Genomic DNA, 26,693 nt, shown 5'->3' with positions numbered 1-26,693 from the left:
TCCACCTTCGGGAAGGCATCATGCTCACATTCATCCTGCGCCGCCTGATCTCGGGCGTCGTGCTGATCGCGGTGATCTCGTTCCTCGCGTTCGTCCTCCTCTACGCCGGCGGCGGCGACATCGCCCGCCGCATCCTCGGTGAGAACGCGACCGCCGAGACCGTCGCGAAGAAGACCGAGGAACTCGGTCTGAACCGCCCCCTCCTCGTCCAGTACGGCGACTGGGTCGTCTCCGCTCTCTCGGGCAACCTCGGCCGCAGCTGGTTCACGGGCGAGCTGGTTTCCGTGAGCGTCAGCGGACGCCTCGCGGTCACGCTGTCGCTCGTCCTGGGCGCGACCATCGTCTCCGCCATCCTCGCCGTCGTCCTGGGCGTCCTCGCCGCGCGTCGCGGCGGCATCGTCGACGGGGCCGTGCAGTTGCTCTCGCTCGTCGGCTTCGCCGTGCCGGGCTTCCTCATCGCCCTGCTGCTCGTGCTCGTCTTCGCGATCAACCTCGGGTGGTTCAAGGCGACCGGCTACGTGCCCATCACGACGTCGCCGACCGGCTGGCTCGCCTCGGTGACCCTGCCCGTGGTCGCCCTCTCGTTGGGCGCGATCGCGACGGTCGCCGCCCAGGTGCGCGGCTCGGTCATCGACGCCATGTCGCGCGACTACGTCCGCACGCTCCGCTCGCGCGGCCTCGGCATGCGCTCGGTCATCTACAAGCACGTCCTCCGCAACGCCGGCGGACCCGCGCTCGCCGTCCTGGCCGTGCAGTTCGTGGGCCTCCTCGGCGGCGCGGTCGTGGTCGAGCAGATCTTCGCCATCCCCGGCATGGGGCAGCTGAGCGTCCGCTCCACCACCCTCGGCGACGTCCCCGTCGTCATGGGCCTCGTGATCGCCTTCGCGATCATCGTCGTCATCGTGAACCTCCTGATCGACCTCGCCCAGGCCGCTCTGAACCCGAAGGTGAGACTGTCATGACCGCCGTCGACGTCCCTCCCGCCGTCCCGATCGCCCCCGTGCGGGTGAATCTGTTCCGCCGCCTGTTGAAGAAGCCTCTCGGGGTCGTCTCGGCGCTGTTCCTGCTGCTGGTCGGCGTCATCGCGATCATCGGCCCCGCGATCGCACCGCAGGACCCCAATTTCGCCGACATCCGCAGCATCCTGGCCCCGCCCGGCGCCGCACACCTGCTCGGCACCGACGGCAGTGGCCGTGACGTGCTGTCGCGACTGCTCGCCGCGACGCAGACGAGCGTCGCCGCCGCCCTCATCGCGGTCGTCGTGGCCGTCGTGCTGGGCGTCGTCAGCGGCCTCATCGCCGGTTACTACCAAGGCTGGTTCAACACCGTCGCCACCTGGGTGACGGAGCTGAACATGGCGCTGCCCGGCATCGTCGTCCTGCTCGCGGCGCGCGCCGTGCTCGGCCCGTCGGTGTGGATCTCGATGCTGATCTTCGGCATCCTGCTCGCCCCCGCGTTCTTCCGGCTCGTCTACGCGGCGGTCACGGCGGTACGCGGCGAGCTGTACGTCGACGCCGCCCGCGTCTCTGGTCTCGGGGACGGCCGCATCATCGGCCGCCACGTCCTCGCGGTCGTCCGGGCGCCCATCATCATCCAGGGCGCGATCATCTCGGGCATCGCCCTGGCGATCCAGTCGGGCCTGGAGTTCCTCGGTCTCGGCGACGTCAACGTGCCGACGTGGGGGTCGATGCTGACCGACGGCTTCAAGAACATCTACAAGACGCCCGTCCTGATGATCTGGCCCTCGCTCGCGATCGCCCTGACGTGCATCGCGCTGACCCTGCTCGCCAACGTCATGCGCGACGAGCTCGAGCGCACCGTCACCGTCCGCCGCAAGCGTCGTCGTGCTGTCACCACCGCGACCGGCTCGGTCGCAGCCGTCACCACCTCGGTGTCGACCGGAGGCGGCGAGCCCATCGAAGACCTCGACGAGCTGCCGGTCGTCGAGGGCACCGGCGTCATCGTCCACCCGGAGGACGCGCGCAGCAAGGCGACCGAGCGCGTGCTCGAGATCCGCGACCTGCATGTCGGCTACGACCAGCCCGACGGCTCGCACATCGAGGTGGTGCACGGCGTCTCGCTCGACATCCGCAAGGGCGAGGTGCACGGGCTCATCGGCGAGTCGGGCTCGGGCAAGACGCAGACCGCCTTCGGCGTGCTGGGTCTCCTCCCCCGCGGCGGCCGGGTGACCGACGGGTCGATCCGCTACGAGGGCATCGAGCTCGCCGATGCCTCCGACCGGGTCTACGCGGGGGTGCGCGGCAAGCGCATCGGCTACATCCCGCAGGAGCCGATGAGCAACCTCGACCCCGCCTTCACGATCGGCAGCCAGCTCGTCGAGCCCCTGCGCGCGACGCTCGGCCTGTCGAAGAAGGATGCGACCGAGCGCTCGCTCGACCTGCTCGCCCGCGTCGGCATCCCCCAGCCCAAGCGCACGTTCGACGCCTACCCCTTCGAGGTGTCGGGCGGAATGGCGCAGCGCGTGCTGATCGCCGGGGCGGTCTCGACCGATCCCGATCTGATCATCGCCGACGAGCCGACGACCGCTCTCGACGTCACGGTGCAGGCCGAGGTGCTCGATCTGCTCCGCGACCTGCAGGCGGAGCGTCACATGGCGATGCTGCTCGTCACGCACAACTTCGGCGTCGTCGCCGATCTGTGCGACCGCGTCACGGTCATGCAGAACGGGCGCTTCGTCGAGCAGGGCCCGGTGCGCTCGATCTTCCGCGACGCACGTCATCCGTACACCCGAGCGCTGCTCGACGCGATCCTCGACGAGGGTCCCGCCCGCCCGGCGCTGGTCACGAAGGGAGCGAGCGCATGACCGCTCCGCTGCTCGAGGTCTCCGACCTCGTCGTCGAGTACCCCGGCAAGGGGTTCCGAGCCGAACCGTTCCGCGCCCTCAAGGGGGTCTCGCTCGACATCCTCCCGGGCGAGACCGTCGGGCTCGTGGGCGAGTCGGGTTCGGGAAAGACCACCCTCGGTCGCGCCGCGCTGGGGCTCGCCCCCGTCACCGAAGGCTCGATCGTCTTCGACGGACGCGACATCTCGCACCTCTCCCGGCGTGAGCGGCGCCCCCTCAGCGCCGACATCCAGGTGGTCTTCCAAGACCCGTACTCGTCACTGAACCCCTCGATGACGATCGAGCAGATCCTCACCGAGCCGCTCACGGCCGCCGGCGTCGGCACGCGCGAGGCCCGCGACCGGGTCCGCGAGCTGCTCGACCAGGTGGGCCTCCCCGGTGATGCGCGCAGCCGCCTGCCGCGGGAGTTCTCGGGCGGTCAGCGTCAGCGCGTCGCGATCGCCCGTGCGCTCGCACTGCGCCCCCGCCTGATCGTCTGCGACGAGCCGGTCTCGGCGCTCGACCTGTCGACGCAGGCCCGCGTTCTCGACCTCTTCATCGAGATCCAGGAGCGCACCGGGGTGGCCTACCTCTTCGTGACGCACGACCTCGCGGTCGTCCGACACGTGAGCCACCGCGTCGCGGTGATGTACCGCGGCGAGATCGTCGAATCGGGCGACGCCGACCAGGTCACCGCGCGGCCGGAGCACCCGTACACGCAGCGCCTGTTCATGGCCGCACCCGTTCCCGACCCCGATCGGCAGGAGGAGCGTCGCGCCGCCCGACGCACGTTCCTCGCGTCGGAGGCCGCGCGCGGCGCAGCCTGAACGGATGCCGGGGCTCCCGTTCCGGCGCCCCGGCATCCCCCTCCCACCACCCCCCTCTCGCTTGGAGTCCCCGTGACCGCGTCCACCGACCACCTCCGTCCCCTGCTCGACCGCCTCACCCTCGAGGACAAGGCCGCCCTCGTGCAGGGCGCCGACTTCTGGACGACGGTGCCGCTGCCCGGGATCGGGCTGCGGGCGATGACCCTCTCGGACGGACCCGCGGGTGTGCGGGGCCCGCGTTGGGACGAGCGCGACCCGTCGCTGAACCTGCCCTCCGGCTCCGCGCTCGCGGCATCGTGGGACGCCGACCTCGCCTACCGCTACGGCGCGGCCTCGGCGTCGGAGGCCCGCCGGAAGGACGTCGACGTCGTGCTCGGCCCGACCATCAACCTGCACCGCTCCCCGCTCGGCGGACGTCACTTCGAGTGCCTGTCGGAGGACCCCGAGCTCACCGGCGAGCTCGGTGCCGCGTACGTGCGCGGCCTGCAGGACAACGGGGTCGCCGCGACGCCGAAGCACTACGTCGCCAACGACTCCGAGACCGACCGCTTCACCGTCGACGTGCAGGTCGATGCCCGCGCGCTGCGCGAGCTCTACCTCGCCCCCTTCGAGCGCACGGTCGCGGATGCGGGCGCCTGGGCCCTCATGAGCTCCTACAACTCCGTCGACGGCGTCACGATGACCGAGAACGACCTGCTCGAGAACCCGCTGAACTCCGAGTGGGGCTTCGACGGCGTCGTCATCAGCGACTGGACCGCCGTGCGCTCGCTCGGTGCCGTCCCCGCGGCGCAGGACCTCGCGATGCCGGGCCCGGCGCCGGCGTACGCCGACCTCGTCGCCGCGGTGCGCGACGGGCGGGTCGACGAGGCCGACCTCGACCGCAAGGTGCTGCGCATCCTGCTGCTCGCCGAGCGGGTCGGCGCCCTGGGCGACAGCGCCCCGCGCGAGACGGCCGCCGTCGACGGCGTCGCGTTCGCACGGGAGGCCGCCGTCGCCGGGACCGTGCTGCTCCGCAACGACGGGACGCTGCCGCTCGATGCGGACGTCCTCCGTCGGGTCGCCGTCATCGGCCAGAACGCCCGGGATGCGCGGACGCAGGGCGGCGGCTCGGCGACGGTGGTGCCCGAGCGCGTCAGCTCGCCGCTCGATGCGCTCCGCGAGACACTCCCGGGCGCCGAGGTGCGCTTCGAGATCGGCGCCGTCGTGCAGGAGGGCGTCGCCGAGCTGCCGCTGTCGCAGCTGACGAACCCGGTGACGGGCGAGCCGGGCATGCGCGTGAGCTTCCTCGACGCCGCCGGCGCCGAGATCTTCGCCGAAGACCGCCGCTCGACCGCCCTCGTGTGGTTCGGCGGCGGCGCCCCGATCGCCGAGAGCTCGACGATCGTCTACGAGACGCGCCTCACCCCGGCCGAGTCCGGCGAGATCGAGCTCGGTTTCGCCGGGGCGAACCCCGGCCGTCTCTTCGTCGACGGCGAGCTGCGCCTCGACGACGCGCCCGTGCTGACCGGTACCGACCTCGGCGCGGCGTTCCTGAACCCGCCCTCGCTCACGGCGCCGGTCACGGTGACGGCGGGCACCCCCGTCGACATCCGGGTGGAGTTCGCCCGGGCGGGCAACGGTGCGATCGCCGGCGCCTTCTCGGCCACGGTCGGCGTCGCCCCCGAGCGCACAGACCCCGACGAGCTGATCGCCCGCGCGGTCGACGCCGCCGCCGCGGCCGAGGTCGCGATCGTCGTCGTCGGCACGAACTCCAAGGTCGAGTCCGAGGGCTACGACCGCGTCGACCTCGACCTTCCCGGCCGCCAGGACGACCTCGTGCGAGCGGTCGCGGCGACGGGCACCCCGACGATCGTCATCGTCAACGCGGGGTCGCCGGTCGTGCTGCCGTGGGCCGGCGAGGTCGCCGCCGTGCTGCAGGGATACTTCGGCGGCCAGGAGTTCGGCCACGCCCTCGCCGACATCGTCACCGGCGCAGCCGAGCCCGGCGGGCGCCTCCCCACGACGTGGCCCGCTGCCCTGTCGGACGTCCCCGTCGCCGAGGTGACGCCGACCGACGGCGTGCTGCGGTACGACGAGGGCATCCACATCGGATACCGGGCCTGGCTGCGCGACGACGTCGAGCCCGCCTTCGTGTTCGGGCACGGGCTCGGCTATACGACCTGGCGATGGGATGCCGCCGAGCGACGCGGCGACGCGCTCGCGGTGACCCTCACCAACACCGGCGATCGCGCGGGCAAGCACGTCGTGCAGGTCTACGCCGAGCGGGCGGGCTCCGCCGTCGACCGGCCGGTGCGGTGGCTGGTCGGCTTCGCCGTCGCGCGTGCCGAGGCCGGCCAGACCGTGACGGTCGAGATCGCGGTCGACCCGCGCCGCCTCGCGTACTGGGAGGGCGCCTGGGTCGTAGAGCCCGGCACCTATACCCTGCACACGGGAGCGTCCGTGGCCGAGCTCCCGCTCACCGCCGAGTGGGAGGTTCCCGCATGACCACCGAATCGATCACCGAGCTGACCGGCAGCCTCCGCGGGCACGCCGACGATCGCCTGACCGACGTGGTGACCGACCTCGAGGGGCTGCTCGCCGCGGACCCCGACCTGTCGTTCCAGGTCGCGGCGATACACCGAGGCCGCACGGTGCTCGACGCCTGGGGCGGCCCGCACCTCGACGGCGACTCCGTCATGGTGCCGTACTCGGTGACCAAGAACACGATCGGGCTCTCGATCGGCCTGCTCGTCGAACGCGGCGAGATCGACCTCGACGAGCGCGTCGCGCACTACTGGCCCGAGTTCGCGGCGAAGGGCAAGGCGGCGGTCACCGTCCGCCAGCTGCTGTCGCATCAGGCCGGGCTCCCGCAGACCGACGATCCGCTCACGTGGGACGAGCTGCTCGACCACCACGCCGCCGCCGCGCGGCTGGCGGAATCGACACCGTTCTGGCACCCCGGCAGCGCATTCGGGTACCACGCGATCACGATCGGCAGCCTCGGCGACGAGCTGGTCTACCGCGTGACCGGCCGAACTCTCCACGAGTTCTACGAGACCGAGATCCGGGCGCCGCACGCGATCGAGTTCCACCTCGGGCTCCCCACTGAGCTCGAGCACCGCCGGGTGGACGTGCTGCCGATGATCCGACCGGTGTCCGACACCGCCGAGCGGTCGTCGTCGACGCTCGGCCCGAAGGTGTTCGCCCCCGCGGCGGGCGGCATCGACCTCGCCAACTCGCCGCGCAGCTGGCGCTACGGGCATCCCGCCGGCAGCGGCACCGGCTCGGCCCGCGGTCTGGCCCGCCTGTTCGCCGCCATGGTCACGGGGGTCGACGGCGCCGCGCCGGCGCTCGGCCCCGAGACCGTGGCCGCGATCGGGCAGCAGCAGATCCGCGGCTACGACGAAGTGCTCCATCAGCACGACCGCGCACACGCCATCGTCTTCCAGAAGCCGTCGCAGCAGCTCGCCTTCGGCGGTCCTCGCGCGTTCGGGCACGACGGGGCCGCGGGCGCGCTCGCCTGCGTCGACCCCGACACCGGGCTCGCCTTCGCCTGGACGATCGCCCGCGGTCCCTGGCCGGGCGGCGCCGATCCGCGTGCGGTGGCTCTGGCGGCCCGGCTCGGCCGCATCCTGGGCGACGCATGAGCGCCGCCGTCGCGACGCTGCGCGCCGAACTGCGCGACGACACGGCGTTCGTCGCAACGCCCACCCCGCGACTGAGCTGGACGGTCGGAACGGACGAGCCCGATTGGATGCAGCGCCGGGCCGAGATCGACGACGGCTCGGGCCCGGTCGCCCTCGAGTACGACGAGAGCGCGCTCGTGCCGTGGCCGTTCACCCCGCTCGCCCCGGGCGAGACGCGACGCGTGCGCATCCGGGTCGAAGGCATGTCGGGCACGGCGACGCCCTGGAGCGATGACCTCGTCGTCACCGCGGGCTTCCTCGGCGACGACGAATGGGTCGCCGAGCCGATCGGGCTCGCCGACCCGGAGCGCCCGGCGCAGCCCGCCGTCGTCCGTACGAGGTTCCGGCCGGCCCGCCCGGTCTCGCGCGCGATCCTCTTCTGGACGGCGCTCGGATCGGCTGAGCCCGAGATCAACGGCAGCGCCGTCTCGGACGAGGTGCTCGCGCCGGGATGGACCGCCTACCGCGATCGCCTGGTGCACGAGACCGTCGATGTCACGGCCCTGATCCGCGACGGTGACAACGAGCTCTCCGCGACGCTCGCGGGCGCCTGGTACACCGAGAAGTACGGGTTCTTCGCGTTCGCCGACCGCCTCTACGGCGACCAGCCGTCGTTCCTCGCACAGCTGCGGGTGACCTACGACGACGGCACGAGCGAGACCCTCGCCGCGACCGGTGCAGGATGGGAGGCGGCGGGCGACGGCCCGGTCGTCGACTCCGGCATCTACGCCGGCGAGCACCAGGACCTCGCACGCGCCGCGACGGAGTTCTCGCCGGCGAGGGTCGGCGCCGCGGCCCGCCCCGATTACGAGAACGTCCCGACGCCCGAGGCTCGCATCGCACCGCCGGTGCGCCGCACCCAGACGCTCCCGGTGGCCGAGGTGCTCACCGCACCTTCGGGCGGCCGCATCCTCGACTTCGGCCAGAATCTCGTCGGCCGGCTCCGCCTGCGCGTGCGCGGCCGGGCCGGGCAGCGCGTCGTCGTCCGCCACGCCGAAGTACTCGAGCACGGCGAGCTCGCCCTGCGGCCGCTGCGCAACGCCGCCGCGACCGCGACGTTCGACCTCACCGGCGACGACGATGTGCTCGAGTCGCGCTTCACCTTCTACGGATTCCGCTACGCAGAGGTCACCGGCGCCGACGTCGACCCGGCCGACATCGAGGCCGTCGTCCTGCACACCGACATGACGCGCACCGGGTGGTTCTCCTCGTCGGACCCGCTGATCGACCGACTGCACGAGAACGTCGTGTGGGGGATGCGCGGCAACTTCCTCTCGATACCGACCGACTGTCCGCAGCGCGACGAGCGCCTGGGCTGGACCGGCGATCTGCAGGTCTTCGCGCCGACGGCATCCTTCCTCTACGACTGCGCCGGATTCCTGACGTCGTGGCTGCGCGACCTCGCCCACGAGCAGCGCCGCAGCGGCGGCTCGGTCCCCGTCGTCGTCCCCGCCGCTCTCACGGCCTTCGGGGCGTTCGGGGTGAGCCCGGCGGCCTGGGGGGATGCCGCGACGGTGGTGCCCACCGTGATGCACGAGCGCTTCGGCGACCGCGACGTCGTCGCCGCGCAGTACCCGAGCATGCGCTCGTGGGTCGACGCGGTGGCAGCGGATGCGGGCGAGAGCGGGCTGTGGGCCGGACGCATGCAGCTGGGCGACTGGCTCGACCCTTCCGCTCCCCCCGACAAGCCGGGCCAGGCGAAGGTCGACTCCGACATCGTCGCGAGCGCCTACTTCGCCCGGTCGCTGCGGCTGGTCGCCGACGCGGCCCGCCTGCTCGGGTTCGACGCGGATGCCGCGCATTACGGGGCGCTCGCGGAGCGCAGCCGCGCGGCCTTCGTCGCGGAGTACGTCACCCCGGCCGGCCGGATGGTCAGCGACGCCCCGACCGCATACGCGCTCGCACTCGAGTTCGACCTCGTCGTCGACCATGAGGCGCGGGCGGCACTTGCGACCCGACTGGCCGACCTCGTCCGCGAAGGCGGCTACCGCATCGGCACCGGATTCGTGGGCACACCGCTGGTCGCCGACGCCCTCACCGAGGGTGGGCGGTTGGATGCCGCCGAGCGCCTGCTGACGCAGACGCAGTGCCCGTCATGGCTGTACCCGGTCACGCAGGGCGCGACGACCGTCTGGGAACGCTGGGACTCGCTGCTGCCCGACGGCAGTGTCAACCCGGGCGAGATGACCTCGTTCAACCACTACGCGCTCGGCGCCGTCGCCGACTGGCTGCACCGGACCGTCGCAGGCCTGGCCCCGGCGGCCCCCGGTTACCGGCGGCTGCGGATCGCGCCGCGCCCGCTGCGTTCGCTCGACCACGCCGCGGCGCGACACCTCACGCCGTACGGCGAGGCGAGCGTGGCGTGGCGCCGCGCGGGCGGAGAGATCGTGGTCACCGCGACCGTGCCGCCGAGCACCCGCGCCGACGTCGACCTGCCGGGGCTGCGCGCCGAAGTCGGATCGGGGACACACGAGTGGCGATTCGCAGCCGAGAGCCCGACGGCGCTCCCCCCGCTCGACGGGCTGAGCGCCTCGCTCGCCGACGTCATCGACGACCCACGGGCGTACGACGCTCTGCTCGGCGCGCTGGACCAGCACGCCCCCGACCGGGTGCCGGCCGTGCGCGACGAGACCCGCTGGGGTTCGGGCCGCACGGTGAGCTCGGTGCTCATGTTCAGCCCGCCCGACCTCCTCACGGCGGTCGACTCCGCGATCCGCGACGCCACCGCGTCCTGACCCGCCCGTCACCGCACACCCTTCACCGCATACCCCTCACCGCCCAGGAGGCATGAATGTTCGACCGCGCCACGACCTTCGGCGAAGCCCTCGACGACCCCGCCGCCCGCGCCATCCTCGAGCGGTACATGCCCGGTGTCGCGGCCTCGCCGATGGCGACGCAGTTCCGGGGTGGACGTCTCGGCCAGCTCGTCGCGATCGTGCCGGCGCTCGAGAACCTCGACGAGCGCGAACGCTTCTTCGCCGCCCTCGCCGAAGTCGGGACCGGGGCGGCCCGCCCGCCGTACGCGCCCGCGATCGACCCCGACCCGTCATACGAGGGCGCCGAGGTCGCGCGGGGGTCGGCGACGGTCGAGGTGCCCGCGAGCGCGGCGCTGTGGGATCCGATCGAGATCCGGCTCACCGGACCCGCCCACGGCAATCCGTTCGTCGACGTCGAGCTCGACGCGGTCTTCGAGCGGGGCGGTGCCGAGGTGCGGGTCGGCGGCTTCTACGACGGCGACGGCGTCTACATCATCCGCGCCCTCGCCGACACGCACGGAGCCTGGAGCTTCCGCACCCGCTCGACCGCACGTTCACTCGACGGCGTCACCGGCGGGCTCGAGGTCGTCGCGGCACGCGCGGGCTCGCACGGCCCGGTGCGCGTCGACGGCTTCCACTTCCGGCACGCCGACGGCACCCGGCACCGTCCGCTCGGCACGACCGCGTACGCCTGGACGCACCAGCCCGACGCCCTGCAGGAACAGACCCTCGCGACGCTCGCCGCCACGTCGTTCGCGAAGCTGCGCATGTGCGTCTTCCCGAAGTCGTACCTGTACAACAGCGACGAGCCCGCGGATTTCCCCTTCGCGGGGAGCCTGGCCGAGGGGTTCGATCTCGAGCGTTTCGACCCCGCGCACTTCCGCCGCCTCGAGAAGCGGATCACTCAGCTCGCCGAACTCGGCATCGAGGCCGACATCATCCTGTTCCACGCCTACGACCGATGGGGCTTCGCCGACCTCGGACCCGCCGTCGACGAGCGGTACCTGCGCTATGTCGTGCGGCGCCTGTCGGGCTACGCGAACGTGTGGTGGTCGATGGCGAACGAGTACGACCTGCTGTGGTCGAAGGACCTCGACGACTGGGAGCGGCTCGCCGCGGTCGTCGGCGAGGAGGACGCATTCGGCCACCTCAACTCGATCCACAACTGCCGTCCCGTCTACGACTACGACAAGCCCTGGATCACGCATGTGAGCATCCAGCGCGTCGACGTGTACCGCACAGCCGAGAACACCGACCAGTGGCGCGAGCAGTGGGGCAAGCCCGTCGTCATCGACGAGTGCGCCTACGAGGGCGACATCGACCAGGGCTGGGGCAACATCACGGGCGAGGAGATGACGCGGCGCTTCTGGGAGGGAGCGGTGCGCGGCGGCTACGTCGGCCACGGCGAGACCTACTACCCGCCCGCGCACGGCCGCGACGACGAGATCCTCTGGTGGTCCAAGGGCGGTGAGCTGCACGGCTCGTCCCCCGACCGGATCGCGTTCCTCGAACGACTCCAGGCCGAGTCGCCGACCGGCGTCTGGGATCCCCTGCCGAGCGACTGGGACGTTCCGTGGGGCGGCGTCGCCGGGGCCGTGAAGATCGGCTACTTCGGCTTCAACCGCCCGCGGTTCCGCAACGTCATCCTCGACGAGGGCGCGTGGCGGGTCGAGGTCATCGACACGTGGAACATGACCGTCGAGCCGGTGCGCGGCGAGCATCGCGGCCAGCTGCGCGTCGAGCTTCCCGGCCGGCCCTACATGGGCATCCGCCTCACCCGCGTCGCCGACTGACCCGCGACCCGCGTGGGCCAACCCGCGAGGTCCCAGTTCAGCCGGGTATGGCGTCCGGATAACCGGCCGAAGTGGGACCTCGCGCGCCAGGGATCAGGGGGCGATGCGGCGGGCGGCCGTCGCCATATGCGCGGCCATCGCCGATGCGGCGGCGTCCTCGTCGCCCGCCGCCACGGCACGGGCGATCACCTCGTGCTCGGCGAGCGCACGACGGGCCTGCTCGTCGTCGTGCACCGCGCGGTCGGCGTAGACCTGCAGCAGTGACCGGACGACGTGCAGCAGATCGATGAGCATCGCGTTGCCCGCGATGCGTGCGAGCTCGTGGTGGAATGCCAGATCGGCACGGGCGAACGCGCCGAGGTCGCCCAGCGTCGACCGCATCCGTTCGACGTGCGCTTCGAGATCGCCAGAACCGGCGGCGGCCGCCGCCAGACGGGCGACGTAGATCTCCAGTCCCGACCGGAGCTCGATCAGCTCGTGCGTGTTCCGCTCGCCGATGAGCAATCCCCACCGCAGCGTCTGCGGCAGCAGCTCGCTCGCCGCGCCGCGCAGGTACGTTCCCGAGCCGGGGCGCACGTCGACGATCCCGAGGATCTCGAGGGCGGCGAGCGCCTCGCGCACGGCGGACCGCCCGACCTCGAGGGTCGCGGCCAGCTGCCGCTCCGGCGGCAGCCGCGTGCCCGGGGCGACATCGCCCGAGGTGAACAGGTCGAGCAGGCGTCGCGCGACCTCCGAGACGGGTGTGCGCGCCGGGAGCGCTGCGAGGGATGCCGCGAGGTCGGGCGATCCGTCGGAGCGATAGGCGGGCATGACGACAAACCTACCCGGCAGGAACGAGGTTGCAATTGGTCAACCGGTTTGCCAAACTAGCCGGGCGATGAGGCAACTCGTCGCGCAACCGACGATGGGAAGTCAGCGTGGACACCTCTTCCGAAACGGAATCACCCGTAGCCCGTTCCGCGATCCGCAAGGTCGCTATCCGCCTCGTGCCGTTCGTGGCGTTGATGTTCTTCATCAACTACCTCGACCGCACCGCGATCGGCTTCGCAGCACCGAACGGCATGAATGACGACCTCGCCCTGAGCGCCGCCCAGTTCGGGTTCGCGTCGGGCGTCTTCTTCATCGGCTACATCCTGCTCGAGGTGCCCTCCAACCTCGCGCTGCACCGGTTCGGCGCCCGCAAGTGGCTCGCGCGCATCATGGTGAGCTGGGGCATCGTCGCGGTGCTCTTCACGTGGGTGCAGAACTTCGAGCAGCTCGTCGTCCTGCGCTTCCTGCTCGGCGTGGCCGAGGCCGGCTTCTTCCCCGGAGCGATCCTGTTCCTCAGCCTGTGGGTGCCCTCGCGCTACCGCGGCCGCATCCTCATGCTCTTCTACCTGGCCCAGCCCCTCACCACCGTCATCGGCGCCCCACTGGCCGGCGCCCTCATCCAGCAGCACGGCGTCTTCTTCGGGCTCGAGGGCTGGCGGTTCATGTTCCTCGGCGTCGCGATCCCCGCCGTCATCGTCGGTGTCGTCGCCTGGTTCTACCTCAAGGACTCCCCCGCGGATGCCGCATGGCTCACGGCCGAGGAGAAGACCTGGCTCACGGGTGCTCTCGCCGCCGAGCGTTCGGCCACGGAAGCCCGTGAGAAGCACGTCTCCGCGCGGTTCGCGTTCCGCAGCGGACGAGTGTGGGCCCTGTCGTTCATCTACTTCGGCTTCATCTACGGCCTCTACGCCCTCGCGTTCTTCCTGCCCACGATCATCGAGGGCTTCCAGGAGCAGACGGGGCAGACCTTCGACGTCTTCCAGAAGGGCCTGATCACCGCGATCCCGTACCTGCCCGCCGCGATCGTCATGGTGCTGTGGTCGCGCGACGCCCACCGCCGCGGCATGAAGACCTGGCACATCGCGGTGCCCGCCGTGGCCGGCGCCGTCTCGATCCCGCTCGCGCTCTTCGCGGGGTCGCCCGCCGCGACGATCGCCGTGATCACGGTCACCGCGTGCGCGATCTTCGCCGCTCTGCCGAACTTCTGGACCCTGCCCACCCGTTTCCTCACGGGAGCCGCGGCCGCCGCCGGCGTCGCGCTGATCAACACCGTCGGCAACCTCGCCGGGTTCAGCGCGCCCTACATCACCGGCGCCGTCCGCGACTGGACCGGCGGGTACGAGATGCCGATGGTCATCGTCGGGGTCGTGATGCTCGTGTCCGCCGTGCTGATGGTGCTGCTCGCCCGCGGCAACCGGATGGCGCCCGCCGCCGTCCCGCACACAGGTGAGACGACGGCCGTGACGCAGAACGGTCCCGCGGCACGATGACCCGCCTGTGGAACGCACCGGCCGACTTCGCCGACGAGATGATCGAGGGCTTCGTCGCGGCCAACGCGCGCTACGTCCGCCGCGTCCCGGGCGGCGTGGTCCGTGCCACCCCGGCACCCGAGGGCCGGGTGGCCGTCGTCGTCGGCGGCGGGTCGGGGCACTACCCGGCCTTCGGCGGGCTCGTGGGCGCGGGCCTGGCCGACGGCGCCGCGATGGGCAACCTCTTCGCCTCGCCGTCGGCCCAGCAGATCCACGCCGTCGCTCGCGCGGCCCACGCGGGCGGCGGGGTCCTCTTCTCGTACGGCAACTACGCCGGCGACGTGCTCAACTTCGACGCCGCGCAGGAACGCCTGCGCGGCGAGGGCATCGCCTGCGAGACGGTCGCCGTCACCGACGACATCGCCAGCGCGGCGGCCGACGAGCAGCACCGGCGACGCGGGATCGCGGGCGACCTCACCGTGTTCCGTTCCGCGGCGGGTGCGGCATCCGCCGGGCACGACCTCGCGGGCGTCGCGCGCGTGGCGCGTCTCGCCAACGACCGCACCCGTTCGTTCGGCGTCGCGTTCTCGGGATGCACGCTGCCGGGTGCTCCCGCGCCGTTGTTCAGCGTCCCGGATGGTCGCATGGCGATCGGCCTCGGCATCCACGGCGAGCCGGGCATCGACGAGAGCGATGTGCCGACGGCCGACGGGCTGGCCGAGCTGCTGGTCACGACGCTGCTCGCCGAACGGCCGGACGGCGCAGACGCACGCGTCGTGCCCATCCTCAACGGCCTCGGTTCGCTCAAGTACGAGGAGATGTTCGTCGTCTATCGGCGCATCGCCCAGCTGCTCGCCGACGCCGGCCTCGAGGTGATCGACCCGCACGTGGGCGAGTACTGCACGAGCTTCGACATGGCCGGTACCTCGCTCACGCTGTTCTGGCTCGACGACGAGCTCGCCGAGCTGTGGGAGACCCCCGTCGACGCCCCCGCCTACCGCCGCGGAGCCGTCGCCCCCGAGGCCTCCGCCCGGTCCGGCGAGTCCGGCGCGACGGCCGACGCGGACGCAGCCGACGCGGCCACCGCAATCGTCCCCGGTGACACCGACTCGCGATCGGTCGCCCGCGTGGTGGTCGAGGTCGTCGACGCGGTCGCCCGCACCGTCGACGCGCACGTCGATGAGCTGGGACGCATGGACGCGATCGCCGGCGACGGCGACCACGGCATCGGGATGCAGCGCGGCTCGCACGCCGCCCGCGCCGCCGCCCACGAGGCCGGAGCCGCTGGCGCGGGAGCGGCGACGACGCTCGCCCGCGCCGCCGACGCCTGGTCCGACCGTGCCGGCGGCACCTCCGGCGCGCTGTGGGGCGTCATCCTCACCTCGGTCGCGAGCGCGCTCGGCGACGCGGGCCGACCGGATGCCGCAGGAGTCGCGGCCGGGGTCGCCGCCGCCACCCGCGGCGTGATGTCGTACGGCAAGGCCGAGCTCGGCGACAAGACGATGGTCGACGCCCTCGTGCCCTTCAGCGCCGAGCTGTCGGCCGGCGTCGCCACCGGGGCCAGCCTCGCCGAGGCCTGGCGCACGGCGGCATCCGTCGCCACCTCGTCCGCCGCCGCGACCGCCGCGCTGCTGCCCCGCATGGGCCGGGCGCGCACCCACGGCCAGCACAGCGTCGGCACCCCCGACCCCGGCGCGCACTCGCTCGCCCTCATCGCGACCGCCATCGGCGACGTGCTCACCCACCACGAGAGGACCCCGTCATGACTGAACCGCTCCGCATCGTCATCGGCTGCGACGACGCCGGCTTCGACTACAAAGAGGTGCTCAAACGCGACCTCGAGGCCAGCGACGACGTCGCGTCGGTCGTCGACGTCGGTGTGAGCGCCGACGGGCACACCCCCTACCCGACCGTCGCGATCGAGGCCGCCGAGCGGGTCGCACGCGGCGAGGCCGACCGCGCCCTGCTGATCTGCGGCACCGGCCTCGGCGTCGCGATCGCGGCGAACAAGGTCGCCGGCATCCGCGCCGTCACGGCCCACGACTCGTTCTCGGTCGAGCGCGGCGTGCTCTCCAACAACGCGCAGGTGCTGACGATGGGACAGCGTGTCGTGGGCATCGAGCTCGCGCGCCGCCTCGTCCGCGAGTGGCTGACCTATCGCTTCGACACCGCCTCCGCCTCGGCCGAGAAGGTCGCCGTCATCGACCGGTACGAGAGCACCGGCTCCTGCTGATGCCGCCCGTCGCAGCTTCCGGCGAGACGCCGACGCCACGCGTGACCGTCGGGGTGAGCCTCAAGGCGTACTTCGGCCGGCGCGCCGCGCGCGTGTGGTTCGGCGAGGTCGCCGCCGCGGTGGGCGCCCACGAGGCCGTCCGCAGCGGCGTCGTCGACGTCTTCGTCATCCCCACGTACCTGCAGTTCGACGACGCCCGCGACTTCCTCGCGCCCGTCGGCATCCAGGTCGGCGTCCAGGACGTCTCGGCTCATGAGCCGGGGGCCTTCACGGGCGAGATCACGGCGGCCGAGGTCGCCGAGTCGGGCGGGACGTTCGCCGAGGTCGGCCACGCCGAGCGCCGGCGCCTCTTCGGCGAGACCGACGAGATCACGGCGGCCAAAGCCGCGGCGGCCCTGCGGCACGCCCTCACCCCGGTGCTGTGCATCGGAGAGTCGGAGCGGATGGATGCCGACGCCGCGGCGCGCGCGACCGTCGCGCAGCTCCACGCCGATCTCGCGGGCGCTCCCGCGGGCCGCGTCGTCGTGGCGTACGAGCCGGTCTGGGCGATCGGGGCTCCCGAGCCCGCGCCGACCGAGCACATCGTCGCCGTGAGCCGCGCCCTGCGCGCAGCCCTCGACGCCGATCCCGCGCGTGCCGGATCGAGCGTCATCTACGGCGGCTCCGCCGGCCCCGGTCTGCTCGCGCGACTCGAGGGCGCGGTCGACGGACTCTTCCTCGGGCGCTTCGCGCACGACGCGGCCGCCTTCTGCCGCGTGATCGACGAGGCTGCAGCCCTCGCGACCTCGCGCACCCCCCGGAACGGAGCGACCCCGTGATCGGCCTCGGCACCTACGCCTTCCTGTGGGAGCACTCCGACCGTGCACCCCAGCCGCTTTCGCTCGTCGGCGCGTTCGAGCGCACGCGCGAGCTCGGCGTCGACCTCTTCCAGATCTGCGACTACGCCCCGCTCGAACGCATGGACGACGTCGAGCTGGGCGACGCCGCCGCCGCGGCCCGCGACCTCGGACTGACGATCGAGGTCGGCACGAAGGGCGTCGCGCCCGAGCACCTGGCCCGATTCCTCGAGCTCGCGGCCGTCTTCGACGCGCGGCTCGTGCGCAGCATGATCTACGCTCCCGATTCGCGCCCGACGCTCGCGCAGGCCGAGATGTGGCTGCGCGGCATCCTGCCCGCCTACGAGTCCGCGGGCGTCGCACTCGCGCTCGAGACCTACGAGCAGGTGTCGACCGCCGATCTGACGCGCCTGATCGCGGCCATCGACAGCCCTGCCCTCGGCGTGTGCCTCGACCCGGCCAACGTCGTCGCGCGCCTGGAGCTGCCGCGCGAGACCGTCGAGCTCGCCGCGCCGTACGTGACGAACATCCACGTGAAGGACTTCGCCTTCGACCGGCAGCCCGGATGGGTGGGCTTCACGTTCACCGGAACCCGCATGGGCGAGGGGCTGCACGACTACCCCCATCTGCTCGAGACCGTCCGGCCGCGCGATCGCGGGGTCAACGAGCCCAAGGTCAACGAGATCGTCGAGCACTGGCTGCCCTGGCAGGGCGATGCCCAGACCACTGTCCGAACCGAGCGGGAATGGACCCGCGCCACCCTGGAATACCTGAGGAGCACCTGATGAGCCACACGATCGCCGTCGTCGGAGCAGGCGGGAAGATGGGCATGCGCGTGTCCAACAACCTCGTGAAGACCGACCACACCGTCTTCTACGTCGAGAACTCGCCGGCCGGCCGCGAGCGCACGATCGCCGCCGGGCGCGAGCTGACGGATGCCGCCGCGGCGGTCGCCGACGCCGACATCGTCGTGCTCGCCGTGCCCGATCTGGCGCTCGGCCCGGTGACCGCCGATCTCGTCCCGCAACTGAAGGCCGGCGCCATCGTGCTGACCCTCGACCCGGCCGCCGCCTACGCGGGGCTGCTCACCACGCGTGACGAGATCATCCAGGCCGTCGCGCACCCGTGCCACCCGTCGGTGTTCCTCGAACGCACGACGAGGGAGGAATGGGCCGACACGTTCGGCGGCATCGCCGCCCCGCAGGATGCGATTGCGGCCATCGAGTCGGACGACCCCGAGAAGAAGCGCATCGTCGAAGAGACCGTCCGCGCGATCTACGCGCCCGTCATCGATGTGCACTGGGTCACGATCAAGCAGCTCGCTCAGCTCGAGCCCACTCTCGTCGAGACCGTCGCCTGCATGATCGGCTCGCTCCTGAACGAGGCGCTCGACGAGGCAATCCACACGATGGGCGTGCCCGAGGCCGCCGCCCGCAGCATCCTGTACGGCCACACCCAGGTCGCCCTCGCGAACGGCCTGCGCGGCGACAACCCGTTCAGCGATGCGTGCCTGATCGCGATGGACTACGGTCGCGAGAGCATCATCAAGGACGACTGGAAGAAGATCTTCCGCGACGACGAGCTCGACAAGAACCTCGCGCGGATGCTGCACCTGGACCACATCGAGCGCTGAGGACGACGACGATGACGAGACTGCAGGGCAAGACGGCGCTCGTGACGGGCGCTGCGATGGGCATCGGACACGCCGTCGCCGAGCGGTTCGTCGCCGAGGGCGCGCGCGTCGTGCTCGCCGATCGCAACGGGCCGGCCGTGGCCGACGCCGCATCGGCCCTGGGCCCGCTCGCACGCGCGGTCACGATGGACATCGGCGACGAGGCCGCCGTCGCGGCGGCGTTCGCCGAGCTCGAGGCGGCCGGCTGGACGCCCGACGTCGTCGTCGCGAACGCGGGCGTGCAGCTGTTCGGGCAGGACGCACCCGCCGCCGACCTCGATCTCGACGTCTGGCGGCGGACGATCGACATCAACCTCACCGGGACGTTCCTGACGGTGAAGTACGCCGTCCGCGCGCTGCTGTCGCGCGGCGGCGGGTCGATCATCCTGACCGGAAGCCCCACCGCGGTCAACGGCGAGGGATGGGCCTTCACCGCCTACAGCGCGTCGAAGGCCGGCGTACACGGACTCGGTCGCACGGTCGCCGCGGCATATGCCGACCGCGGCATCCGGGTGAACACCGTGCAGCCGGCGTACACCGAAACGCCGCTGGTGTCGGCGATCAGCGACGACCCCGAGTCGCGGGCGGCCATCGTCTCGCGCATCCCGGTCGGCCGCGCCGGCACCCCCGCCGACGTCACCGGCATCATGGTCTACCTCGCGAGCGACGAGGGCTCGTTCGCCACGGGGGCGACGTTCTCGGTCGACGGCGGCATGACGACCCTCTGAGGATGCCGACGATGTGGGGGCGCGCCGAGGCGGACCGACGACAGATCGGAGCGTGGGAGTTCGAGTTGCGCGGCGATGAGCTCGCCGACATCCGGCGAAGCGGACGGCGCGTGCTGCGCAGCATCCGGGCCGTCGTCCGCGACCGCGACTGGAACACGGCCGACCTCGTCGTCGACCGTGTCACCGCCACCGAGACGAGCCTGATGCTGCACGTCCGCACCGCCGACGAGCGGATGCCGCTGAGCGGTGTGGTGCGCGCCGAGGTGCGCGGCGAGAGCCTGCGGGTGCTGTGCGACCTCGAGGCGGCGTCGCCCCTCGAGACGAACCGCACGGGCCTCGTCGCCCTCATCCCGCCCGGCGCGGCCGGGGCCGGGCTGTCGGTGGCCCACAGCACGGGCCGGGTGTCGGACACGGCGCTGCCGGTCGCCATCAGCCCCCACCAGCCGGTGTTCGACATCGCGGGACTGCGGTGGCGCGACGACGGCGTCGAGATCGGGCTGGCGTTCGACGGCGATGTGTTCGAGATGGAGGATCAGCGCAACTGGACCGATGCCTCGTTCAAGGTCTACAGCCGGCCGCTCGCGCTGCCGTTCCCGTACGAGGTCGGGGCCGGTGAGCGGGTGCGGCAGGCGATCACCGTCACCGCGGACCTCATGGCGAACACTGCCGTGGTGGCGACGTCGGATGCCGCGTTGATGGCGGATGCCGCAGCCGGAGGCCACGGGACCGAGGACGCGCTGATCGAGCTGCGTCGTGCCGGGGCCTTTCCTGAGATCGGGCTGAGCGCGTCGACCGCGCCGGGCCCCGCGCCCGCGCCTGCGCACGTCGGGCGTGGCGATGCGGCGAGCACCCTCGTCGAGCTCGACCTCGCGTGGCCGGGATGGCCGGCGGCGCTCGAGCGCGCGGCATCCGAGGGTCCGCCCCTCGACGTCCGCCTCGTGCTGCCCGCCGAGGCGGGGGTCTCGGATGATGCGGATGCCGCGATCGCCGCATCCCTCTCCGACGCGGTGACCGCGCTCGCACGTCATCGTGTGGCCCGGGTGGCGGCGTTCCAGCCCTCCGGGCCGGCCCGTCACATCTCCGACGAGGCCACGGTCGCGCTGCTCCGAGGCGCGCTGGATCAGTCGGGCCTGGCCGTACCCATCGTCGGCGGCGCACGCTCGCACTTCACCGAGTTCAACCGCGAGCACCACCGCCTGCCGCGGCATCTCGCGGGGCTGACGTTCAGCGTCACCCCGCTCTTCCACAGCCGCGACACCGAGCAGCTCGTCGAGTCGCTCGCGATGCAGCGACTCGTGGCGACGCAGGCGGTCGAGATCGGCGGCGGGGTGCCGGTGCACGTCGGGCCGGTCTCGCTGCGCCCGCATTTCAACGACGTCGCCACGACGGCGCCACCGCGCCCTGCGGCATCCGATCTGTCGGCCGGCTACGGCACGCACCTGACCGACGCGGACGACCCGCGGCAGCGCTCGCCCGAGCTCGCGGCCTGGACGATCGCGAGCGCCGCGGCCCTCGCGGTGCGCGGCGTCGCGAGCCTGACGTTCTTCGAGTCGTGGGGTCCGCGCGGCATCCTCGCCGCGGACGGCACGGCGCTGCCCGTCGCCGAGGCGATCGCAGCCCTCACCGCGCTCGCGGGCGGCGAGCTCCTGTCGGGCTCGAGTCCCGACGGCCTCGTCTGGGCCGTCGGCGCCGAGCGCCACGGTCAGGTCACGGTGCTGGCGGCCAACCTCGACACCCGTCCCCGCACGCTCACGGTGACCACCCCCGCCGCTCTCCCCGCCACCCCCGCTGCTCTCTCCCCCGCCGCTCTCCCCGGCGCTCTCCCCGGCGCTCGCCCTGCCGCCGTCTCCCTCGCCCCCGTCATACTCTCCCCCGGCACCTGGTCCCGGTCCCGCCTCTGACGCGCCTCGCCCGCCGAGGACGCGCATCCGCACGGTCAGACCACCCCAGCACCGTGCAGATGTGCGCCCTCGCCGCCCGGTAAGAGCGGAACCGGGTGGGGGTGGGCGCGAAGTCCCCGTTCGGCCGGGAATGCGGCGCACAGAACCGGCCGAACTGGGACCTCGCGGGGGCAGCAGGATGCGGGGGCAGCAGGATGCGGGAGGGGCAGCAGGATGCGGGAGGGGCAGCAGGATGCGGGAGGGGCAGCAGCGGGGAGGGGGCTGGGGTCAGGCGGTGGAGTCGCGGACGACGAGCTCGGGGCGGAAGCGCACGCGGCGCTCGTGCTCGCCGGCGGGGTCGTCGAGGCCGCGCAGCAGGAGGTCGACGGCGCGGTATCCGATCTCGTGCGCGGGCTGGCGTATCGAGCTGAGCGGCACGACGGTGGCCGACGCGAAGTCGATGTCGTCGTAGCCGATGAGCGCGACCTCGTCGGGCACCCGCAACTGGCCGAGCACCGAGAACGCCTGCAGCACCCCCACGGCGAGCAGGTCGTTGGCCGCGAACACGGCGTCGACGCGGTCATCTCCGCGACGGTCTCGCAGCAGCTCTCCGGCGGCGCGCCCGTGCAGGACCGACAGGGCGGGCACCGCGATCTCTTCCAGCCGCGCACCGGCGACCTCGGCCACCGCTCGGCGCGCGCCCTCGAGACGGTCGGCGACCTGCCGGATCGACACCGGCCCGCGGACGAACGCGATACGCCGACGCCCGCGTGCCAGAAGGTGCGCCACGGCGAGGTAGCCGCCCTCGACGTCGTCGACCGACACCGAGGCGAACACGTCGTCGGGCACCTCGCGGTCGACGAGGACGACCGGGACGCCGGCCGCCTGCAGCCCGCGCAACCGCTCGAGATCGTCGCTCGCAGGAGTCACGAGCACGCCGTTGACGCGCTGCTCGCGGAAGAGGTCGAGATACGCCGATTCACGCTCGGGCTTCTCGTCGCTCGTGCTCAGCAGCACCGCCATGCCGCTCTCGGCAGCGCGCTGCTCGGCGCCCCGGGCCACCTCGGCGAAGAACGGGTTGCCGATATCGAGCACCACGAGGCCGATCGAGCGGCTTCGCCCGGCCCGCAGCTGCCGCGCCGCGTCGTTGCGGACGAACCCGAGGTCGGCGATGGCCTGCTGCACGCGCGCGACCATCTCGGGCGACACGCGCGTCGGATTGTTGAGGACGTTCGAGACGGTCCCCACCGACACGGATGCCGCGACCGCGACATCCCGCACGCTCACTGCCATGCACACCACCGTAGCGCGAGCGCGACAGCAACGGCAGGATATGGGTAAGCGCTTGCCGTTTGTGCCCGCGCTCGCAAACCGCTACGCTCGTGAAACGATTCACACCAGCTCACCAAGGAGCCTCGATGACGAGTGCATCTGCCCACCGGGTCTGCTTCTCGTTGCAGATCCGTCCGGACCTGCTCGATGAGTACATCTCCCGGCACACCCCCGTCTGGCCCGAGATGCTCGCGGAGATCGCCGCATCCGGCCGCCGCAACTACTCGCTGTTCCTCGGCGAGGGCGGCCGCCTGATCGGCTACTACGAAGTCGACGACGACGCCGCAGCCCAGGCGTACCTCGCCGCGTCGCCGATCGCGGCGCGCTGGGAAGCCGAGATGGCCCGCTTCTTCGTCGGCCTCGACGGGCGCCCCGACCAGGCGGCCACCCCGCTGACCGAGATCTTCAATCTGCACGACCAACTCGCGGCGACCGGCACCGGCGCCGCCTCACCGACATCCACCCCCACCGACGAAAGCGACGACGCATCGTGAGCACCCTCTCCCCCGACCACCTCGCCCTGCTCGAGCGCCAGGGCATCGAGCTGCCCAGCTGGGCGTTCGGCAACTCCGGCACCCGGTTCCGGGTGTTCCCCACGGCCGGCACCCCGCGCGATCCTTTCGAGAAGATCGCGGATGCCGCCGAGGTCAACCGCGTCACCGGCCTCGCCCCCGCCGTCGCGCTGCACATCCCGTGGGACAGGGTCGACGACTTCGGTGCCCTGCGCCGCCACGCCGAGGACCTCGGGGTCGCGCTCGGCACGATCAACTCGAACACGTTCCAGGACGAGGACTACAAGTTCGGGGCGCTGACCCACGAGGACGACGCGATCCGTCGCAAAGCCATCGACCACCACCTCGAGTGCATCGACGTCATGGATGCCACGGGCTCGCGCGACCTGAAGATCTGGCTGGCCGAGGGGTCGAACTACCCCGGGCAGAACGACATGCGCGCACGCCAGGACCGCCTGGCCGACTCGCTGCAGAAGATCTACGACCGCCTCACGGGCGAGCAGCGCCTCGTGCTGGAGTACAAGTTCTTCGAGCCGTCCTTCTACCACACCGACGTTCCCGACTGGGGGACCAGCTACGTGCAGGTCGCGGCCCTCGGCGAGCGCGCGATGGTCTGCCTCGACACCGGGCACCACGCCCCGGGCACGAACATCGAGTTCATCGTCATGCAGCTGCTGCGCCTCGGCAAGCTCGGCTCGTTCGACTTCAACTCGCGCTTCTACGCCGACGACGACCTCATCGTGGGCGCGGCCGACCCGTTCCAGCTGTTCCGGATCCTCGTCGAGGTGCTGCGCGGCGGCGGGTTCGACAACCCCGATGTGGTGTTCATGCTCGACCAGTGCCACAACATCGAGGCGAAGATCCCCGGGCAGATCCGTTCGGTGCTCAACGTCCAGGAGATGACGGCTCGCGCGCTGCTCATCGACGCCGACGCCCTGGCCGCCGCCCGCACCGCGAACGACGTCCTCGGGGCGCAGGCGGTCTTCATGGACGCGTTCTACACCGACGTCCGGCCGGCCCTGGCCGAGTGGCGCGAGTCGCGGGGGCTGCCCGCCGACCCGATGGCCGCGTATGCGGCATCCGGGTACCAGCAGAAGATCGAAGCCGACCGCGTGGGAGGCACCCAGGCGGGATGGGGCGCATGAGCACCACCCGCACCCGCCGCCCGCTGAGCGCCTGGAAGGCGACCATCGCCGTCGCCATGTCGAACTACATCGAGGCCGGCGCCATCATCGCGCTCGCCACGAGCCTCACGCTGTGGCAGGAGGCGTTCGGCTTCGACGACGGCGTCGTCGGGATCGTCGCCGCCCTCTCGGCCAACGCCTTCGGTGCCGCGATCGGTGCCGCGATCGGCGGTCCCCTGTGCGACCGGCTCGGCCGCAAGTTCATCTACACCTACGACCTGATCGTGTTCATGCTCGGGGCCCTGGCCGTGACGTTCGCCCCGAACCTCGCGATCCTCCTCGTCGGCGTCATCCTCATGGGCATCGCCGTCGGCGCGGGCGTTCCGGCGTCGTGGACCTACATCGCCGAGGAGGCTCCGAACGAGCACCGTGCCGCGCACGTGGGCACGGCCCAGCTCGCCTGGTCCATCGGCCCGGCGGTCGGGTTCCTGCTCGCCGTGATCGTCGGCCCGCTCGGCCTGCTCGGCTCGCGCCTGATCTTCTTCCACCTGTTCGTCATCGCCGCCGTCACGTGGTGGGTCCGTCGCGGGCTCCCCGAGTCGCGCCGGTGGAAGAGCCAGCGCGAGGCCGCCCTCGTCGCGGGCGAGCGTCCGTCGTTCTTCTCCGGCATCATCGGCCTGCTCAAGGAGCCGAAGAACTGGGGCGCGCTCGCCTTCCTCATCGGCGTCTACGGTCTGTGGAACACCGTCGCCGGCCAGGCCGGCATCTTCCAGCCGCGGGTATACGACGCCGCGGGCCTCCACGATCCGATGCAGCAGAACCTGCTGCAGGTGCTCGTCTGGAGCCTCACGGCCGCGGCGACCTTCTTCGGCTTCATGCGCTTCGGCGACCGCGTGCGCCGCAAGTGGCTGTACCTCGCCGGCGCGGGGCTCGGCGTCGTCGCCTGGGCGGTGCTAATCTACGCCCCGCCCGGACTCTTCTCGCTGCTGTTCTTCGCCGTCGCGTGGGGCGTCTCCGCCGGTGTCGGAGCCCAGGCGTTCTACGGACTGTGGACCGCCGAGCTGTTCGCCACCCGCTACCGCGCGAGCGCCCAGGGCATGCTCTTCATGCTCGCGCGCGTCATGGTCGGCCTCCTGAGCCTGGTCTTCCCCGTCCTGCTGTCGGGTCTCGGACTCGGCGGCCTGGGCGTGATCATCCTCGGTCTGCTCGTCGCGGCGCTGCTGATCGGGACCATCTGGGCTCCGAACACCGAGGGCAAGTCGCTCGAGGACATCGAGCTCGAGCGTTATGGCCGGCACGTCCCGACCCCGGCGGAAGAGTCGGTGTCGCGATGAGCGCCCCGTCGGCCGCCGCGGCCGTGCCCACGTCCGAGGCGGACGGGCTCATCCGCCTCTACCGAGCCGCGGAACCCGATGGCACCGGCCTCGTGTGGATGCACGGGGGCGGCTTCGCGTTCGGCGACCTCGACATGCCGGAAGCGGATGCCGTCGCCCGCGGGCTCGCCGCCGCGGGGACGACCGTCCTCTCCGTCGACTACCGCCTCGCCCCCGTCCCCCCGACCTGGGACGGCGCCGACCAGCAGATCGAGGACCGCACCGGCAACCGCTACCCCGCGGCATCCGACGACGTCCTGCGCGCATGGGACTGGGCGACCTCTCACGCGGATGAGCTCGGCGTCACGCGCCTCGCGATCGGCGGCGCCAGTGCGGGGGCGAACCTCGCGACGGGTGCGACCCTGCGCCTGCTCGGGGCGGGCGGCATCCTTCCCCGCCTCGTCGTGCTGGCCTACCCCACCCTGCTCGCCGTCCAGCCCGCCCCCGGTCCGGCGCTGCGCGCGGCCCTCGCCGCCCATCCCGAGCACGACCGGTTCGGCACCGACGTCGTCCGCGAGATGTACGAGAACTACCTCGGCGGCTCCGTGATCGGCGCGCCGATCGCCGCGGTGCCGGGCCTCGCGTCGGCCGCCGAGCTGCGCGGCTTCCCGCCCACACTCATGATCAACAGCGAGATCGACGAGCTGAGCGTCTCGGGCGACGTGTTCGCCGCGACGCTGCGGGCCGCGGGCGGCGACGTCGACGTCGTCGTCGAGCCGGGCACGGACCACGGCCACCTCAACCGGCCTGAGCATCCGGGATTCACAGCCTCGATGGCACGCATCGTGCGGCGTTTCGCCGACCTCGCCGCATCCTGACCTCCCCTCCCTACCCCGAAGGA

At 72.1% G+C, this 26,693-nt stretch carries 21 protein-coding genes; 19 read left to right on the top strand and 2 right to left on the bottom strand.

Features of this window, described 5'->3' with window-relative positions; genetic code table 11:
- The first annotated feature begins 20 nt into the window (after positions 1–20).
- The 7 genes from QUC20_RS02415 (at position 21) to QUC20_RS02385 (ending at position 11,883) form a co-directional block, all read left to right on the top strand.
- Positions 21–962, top strand: coding sequence for an ABC transporter permease (locus QUC20_RS02415; protein ID WP_120263529.1), 942 nt, complete (start codon positions 21–23; stop codon positions 960–962).
- Positions 959–2,824 (top strand): dipeptide/oligopeptide/nickel ABC transporter permease/ATP-binding protein, encoded by a 1,866-nt coding sequence (locus QUC20_RS02410; protein ID WP_289330835.1) that lies wholly within the window; start codon positions 959–961, stop codon positions 2,822–2,824. Before QUC20_RS02415 ends, QUC20_RS02410 begins: the two co-directional genes overlap by 4 nt.
- A complete protein-coding gene (locus tag QUC20_RS02405) occupies positions 2,821–3,669 on the top strand; it encodes an ATP-binding cassette domain-containing protein (protein ID WP_120263531.1) in 849 nt (282 codons plus the stop codon). The genes QUC20_RS02410 and QUC20_RS02405 overlap by 4 nt, the downstream gene beginning before the upstream one ends.
- Before the next feature lie 198 nt (positions 3,670–3,867).
- Positions 3,868–6,153, top strand: coding sequence for a glycoside hydrolase family 3 protein (locus tag QUC20_RS02400; RefSeq protein ID WP_289331457.1), 2,286 nt, complete (start codon positions 3,868–3,870; stop codon positions 6,151–6,153).
- On the top strand, positions 6,150–7,295 hold the full coding sequence (locus QUC20_RS02395; RefSeq protein WP_289330834.1) for a serine hydrolase domain-containing protein: 1,146 nt from the start codon (positions 6,150–6,152) through the stop codon (positions 7,293–7,295). The genes QUC20_RS02400 and QUC20_RS02395 overlap by 4 nt, the downstream gene beginning before the upstream one ends.
- Complete coding sequence (locus QUC20_RS02390) at positions 7,292–10,069, top strand: family 78 glycoside hydrolase catalytic domain (protein ID WP_289330833.1); 2,778 nt, start codon at positions 7,292–7,294, stop codon at positions 10,067–10,069. Before QUC20_RS02395 ends, QUC20_RS02390 begins: the two co-directional genes overlap by 4 nt.
- Positions 10,070–10,125: 56 nt before the next feature.
- A complete protein-coding gene (locus QUC20_RS02385) occupies positions 10,126–11,883 on the top strand; it encodes a DUF5605 domain-containing protein (RefSeq protein WP_289330832.1) in 1,758 nt (585 codons plus the stop codon).
- A gap of 93 nt (positions 11,884–11,976) precedes the next feature.
- Here QUC20_RS02385 and QUC20_RS02380 read toward each other — a convergent pair whose 3' ends face one another.
- The gene (locus tag QUC20_RS02380) at positions 11,977–12,693 is read right to left on the bottom strand and encodes a FadR/GntR family transcriptional regulator (RefSeq protein ID WP_120264417.1); all 717 of its coding nucleotides are present in this window, start codon (positions 12,691–12,693) and stop codon (positions 11,977–11,979) included.
- 107 nt (positions 12,694–12,800) lie between these two features.
- On the opposite strand from QUC20_RS02380, the gene QUC20_RS02375 reads away from it, so the two are divergent.
- The 8 genes from QUC20_RS02375 to QUC20_RS02340 are packed head-to-tail and all read left to right on the top strand — an operon-like array spanning position 12,801 to position 21,532.
- On the top strand, positions 12,801–14,183 hold the full coding sequence (locus QUC20_RS02375) for an MFS transporter (protein WP_120263535.1): 1,383 nt from the start codon (positions 12,801–12,803) through the stop codon (positions 14,181–14,183).
- Positions 14,180–15,928 carry a dihydroxyacetone kinase family protein gene (locus QUC20_RS02370; protein ID WP_289330831.1) on the top strand — a complete coding sequence of 583 codons (1,749 nt, stop codon included), beginning with the start codon at positions 14,180–14,182 and terminating at the stop codon, positions 15,926–15,928. Before QUC20_RS02375 ends, QUC20_RS02370 begins: the two co-directional genes overlap by 4 nt.
- Positions 15,925–16,395 carry a ribose-5-phosphate isomerase gene (locus QUC20_RS02365; protein WP_120263537.1) on the top strand — a complete coding sequence of 157 codons (471 nt, stop codon included), beginning with the start codon at positions 15,925–15,927 and terminating at the stop codon, positions 16,393–16,395. Before QUC20_RS02370 ends, QUC20_RS02365 begins: the two co-directional genes overlap by 4 nt.
- Positions 16,395–17,213, top strand: coding sequence for a triose-phosphate isomerase family protein (locus tag QUC20_RS02360; RefSeq protein WP_289330830.1), 819 nt, complete (start codon positions 16,395–16,397; stop codon positions 17,211–17,213). The genes QUC20_RS02365 and QUC20_RS02360 overlap by 1 nt, the downstream gene beginning before the upstream one ends.
- Positions 17,210–18,016 (top strand): sugar phosphate isomerase/epimerase family protein, encoded by an 807-nt coding sequence (locus QUC20_RS02355; protein WP_289330829.1) that lies wholly within the window; start codon positions 17,210–17,212, stop codon positions 18,014–18,016. The genes QUC20_RS02360 and QUC20_RS02355 overlap by 4 nt, the downstream gene beginning before the upstream one ends.
- Positions 18,016–18,864 (top strand): phosphogluconate dehydrogenase C-terminal domain-containing protein, encoded by an 849-nt coding sequence (locus QUC20_RS02350; protein ID WP_289330828.1) that lies wholly within the window; start codon positions 18,016–18,018, stop codon positions 18,862–18,864. The genes QUC20_RS02355 and QUC20_RS02350 overlap by 1 nt, the downstream gene beginning before the upstream one ends.
- 11 nt (positions 18,865–18,875) lie before the next feature.
- A complete protein-coding gene (locus tag QUC20_RS02345) occupies positions 18,876–19,631 on the top strand; it encodes an SDR family NAD(P)-dependent oxidoreductase (protein ID WP_289330827.1) in 756 nt (251 codons plus the stop codon).
- Positions 19,632–19,633: 2 nt separating this feature from the next.
- The gene (locus tag QUC20_RS02340; protein WP_289330826.1) at positions 19,634–21,532 is read left to right on the top strand and encodes a D-apionate lactonase family protein; all 1,899 of its coding nucleotides are present in this window, start codon (positions 19,634–19,636) and stop codon (positions 21,530–21,532) included.
- Between the two features lie 267 nt (positions 21,533–21,799).
- On the opposite strand, the gene QUC20_RS02335 is transcribed toward QUC20_RS02340, so the two are convergent.
- Positions 21,800–22,804: a LacI family DNA-binding transcriptional regulator gene (locus QUC20_RS02335; RefSeq protein ID WP_120263542.1), complete on the bottom strand. Its 1,005-nt coding sequence runs from the start codon at positions 22,802–22,804 to the stop codon at positions 21,800–21,802.
- A gap of 125 nt (positions 22,805–22,929) precedes the next feature.
- On the opposite strand from QUC20_RS02335, the gene QUC20_RS02330 reads away from it, so the two are divergent.
- Genes QUC20_RS02330 through QUC20_RS02315 form a run of 4 tightly spaced genes read left to right on the top strand, consistent with a single transcriptional unit; the run spans position 22,930 to position 26,670 of the window.
- On the top strand, positions 22,930–23,337 hold the full coding sequence (locus QUC20_RS02330) for an L-rhamnose mutarotase (RefSeq protein ID WP_289330825.1): 408 nt from the start codon (positions 22,930–22,932) through the stop codon (positions 23,335–23,337).
- Positions 23,334–24,500 carry an L-rhamnose isomerase gene (gene rhaI, locus QUC20_RS02325; RefSeq protein WP_289330824.1) on the top strand — a complete coding sequence of 389 codons (1,167 nt, stop codon included), beginning with the start codon at positions 23,334–23,336 and terminating at the stop codon, positions 24,498–24,500. The genes QUC20_RS02330 and rhaI overlap by 4 nt, the downstream gene beginning before the upstream one ends.
- Complete coding sequence (locus QUC20_RS02320) at positions 24,497–25,813, top strand: MFS transporter (protein ID WP_289330823.1); 1,317 nt, start codon at positions 24,497–24,499, stop codon at positions 25,811–25,813. Before rhaI ends, QUC20_RS02320 begins: the two co-directional genes overlap by 4 nt.
- Positions 25,810–26,670, top strand: coding sequence for an alpha/beta hydrolase fold domain-containing protein (locus tag QUC20_RS02315; RefSeq protein ID WP_289330822.1), 861 nt, complete (start codon positions 25,810–25,812; stop codon positions 26,668–26,670). Before QUC20_RS02320 ends, QUC20_RS02315 begins: the two co-directional genes overlap by 4 nt.
- Positions 26,671–26,693: the final 23 nt, after the last annotated feature.

The organism is Microbacterium arborescens (assembly GCF_030369635.1).
Classification (GTDB): Bacteria; Actinomycetota; Actinomycetes; order Actinomycetales; family Microbacteriaceae; genus Microbacterium.
The sequence above is the reverse complement of the archived record's forward strand: the minus strand, read 5'-3'. Positions and strand labels throughout refer to the sequence as shown.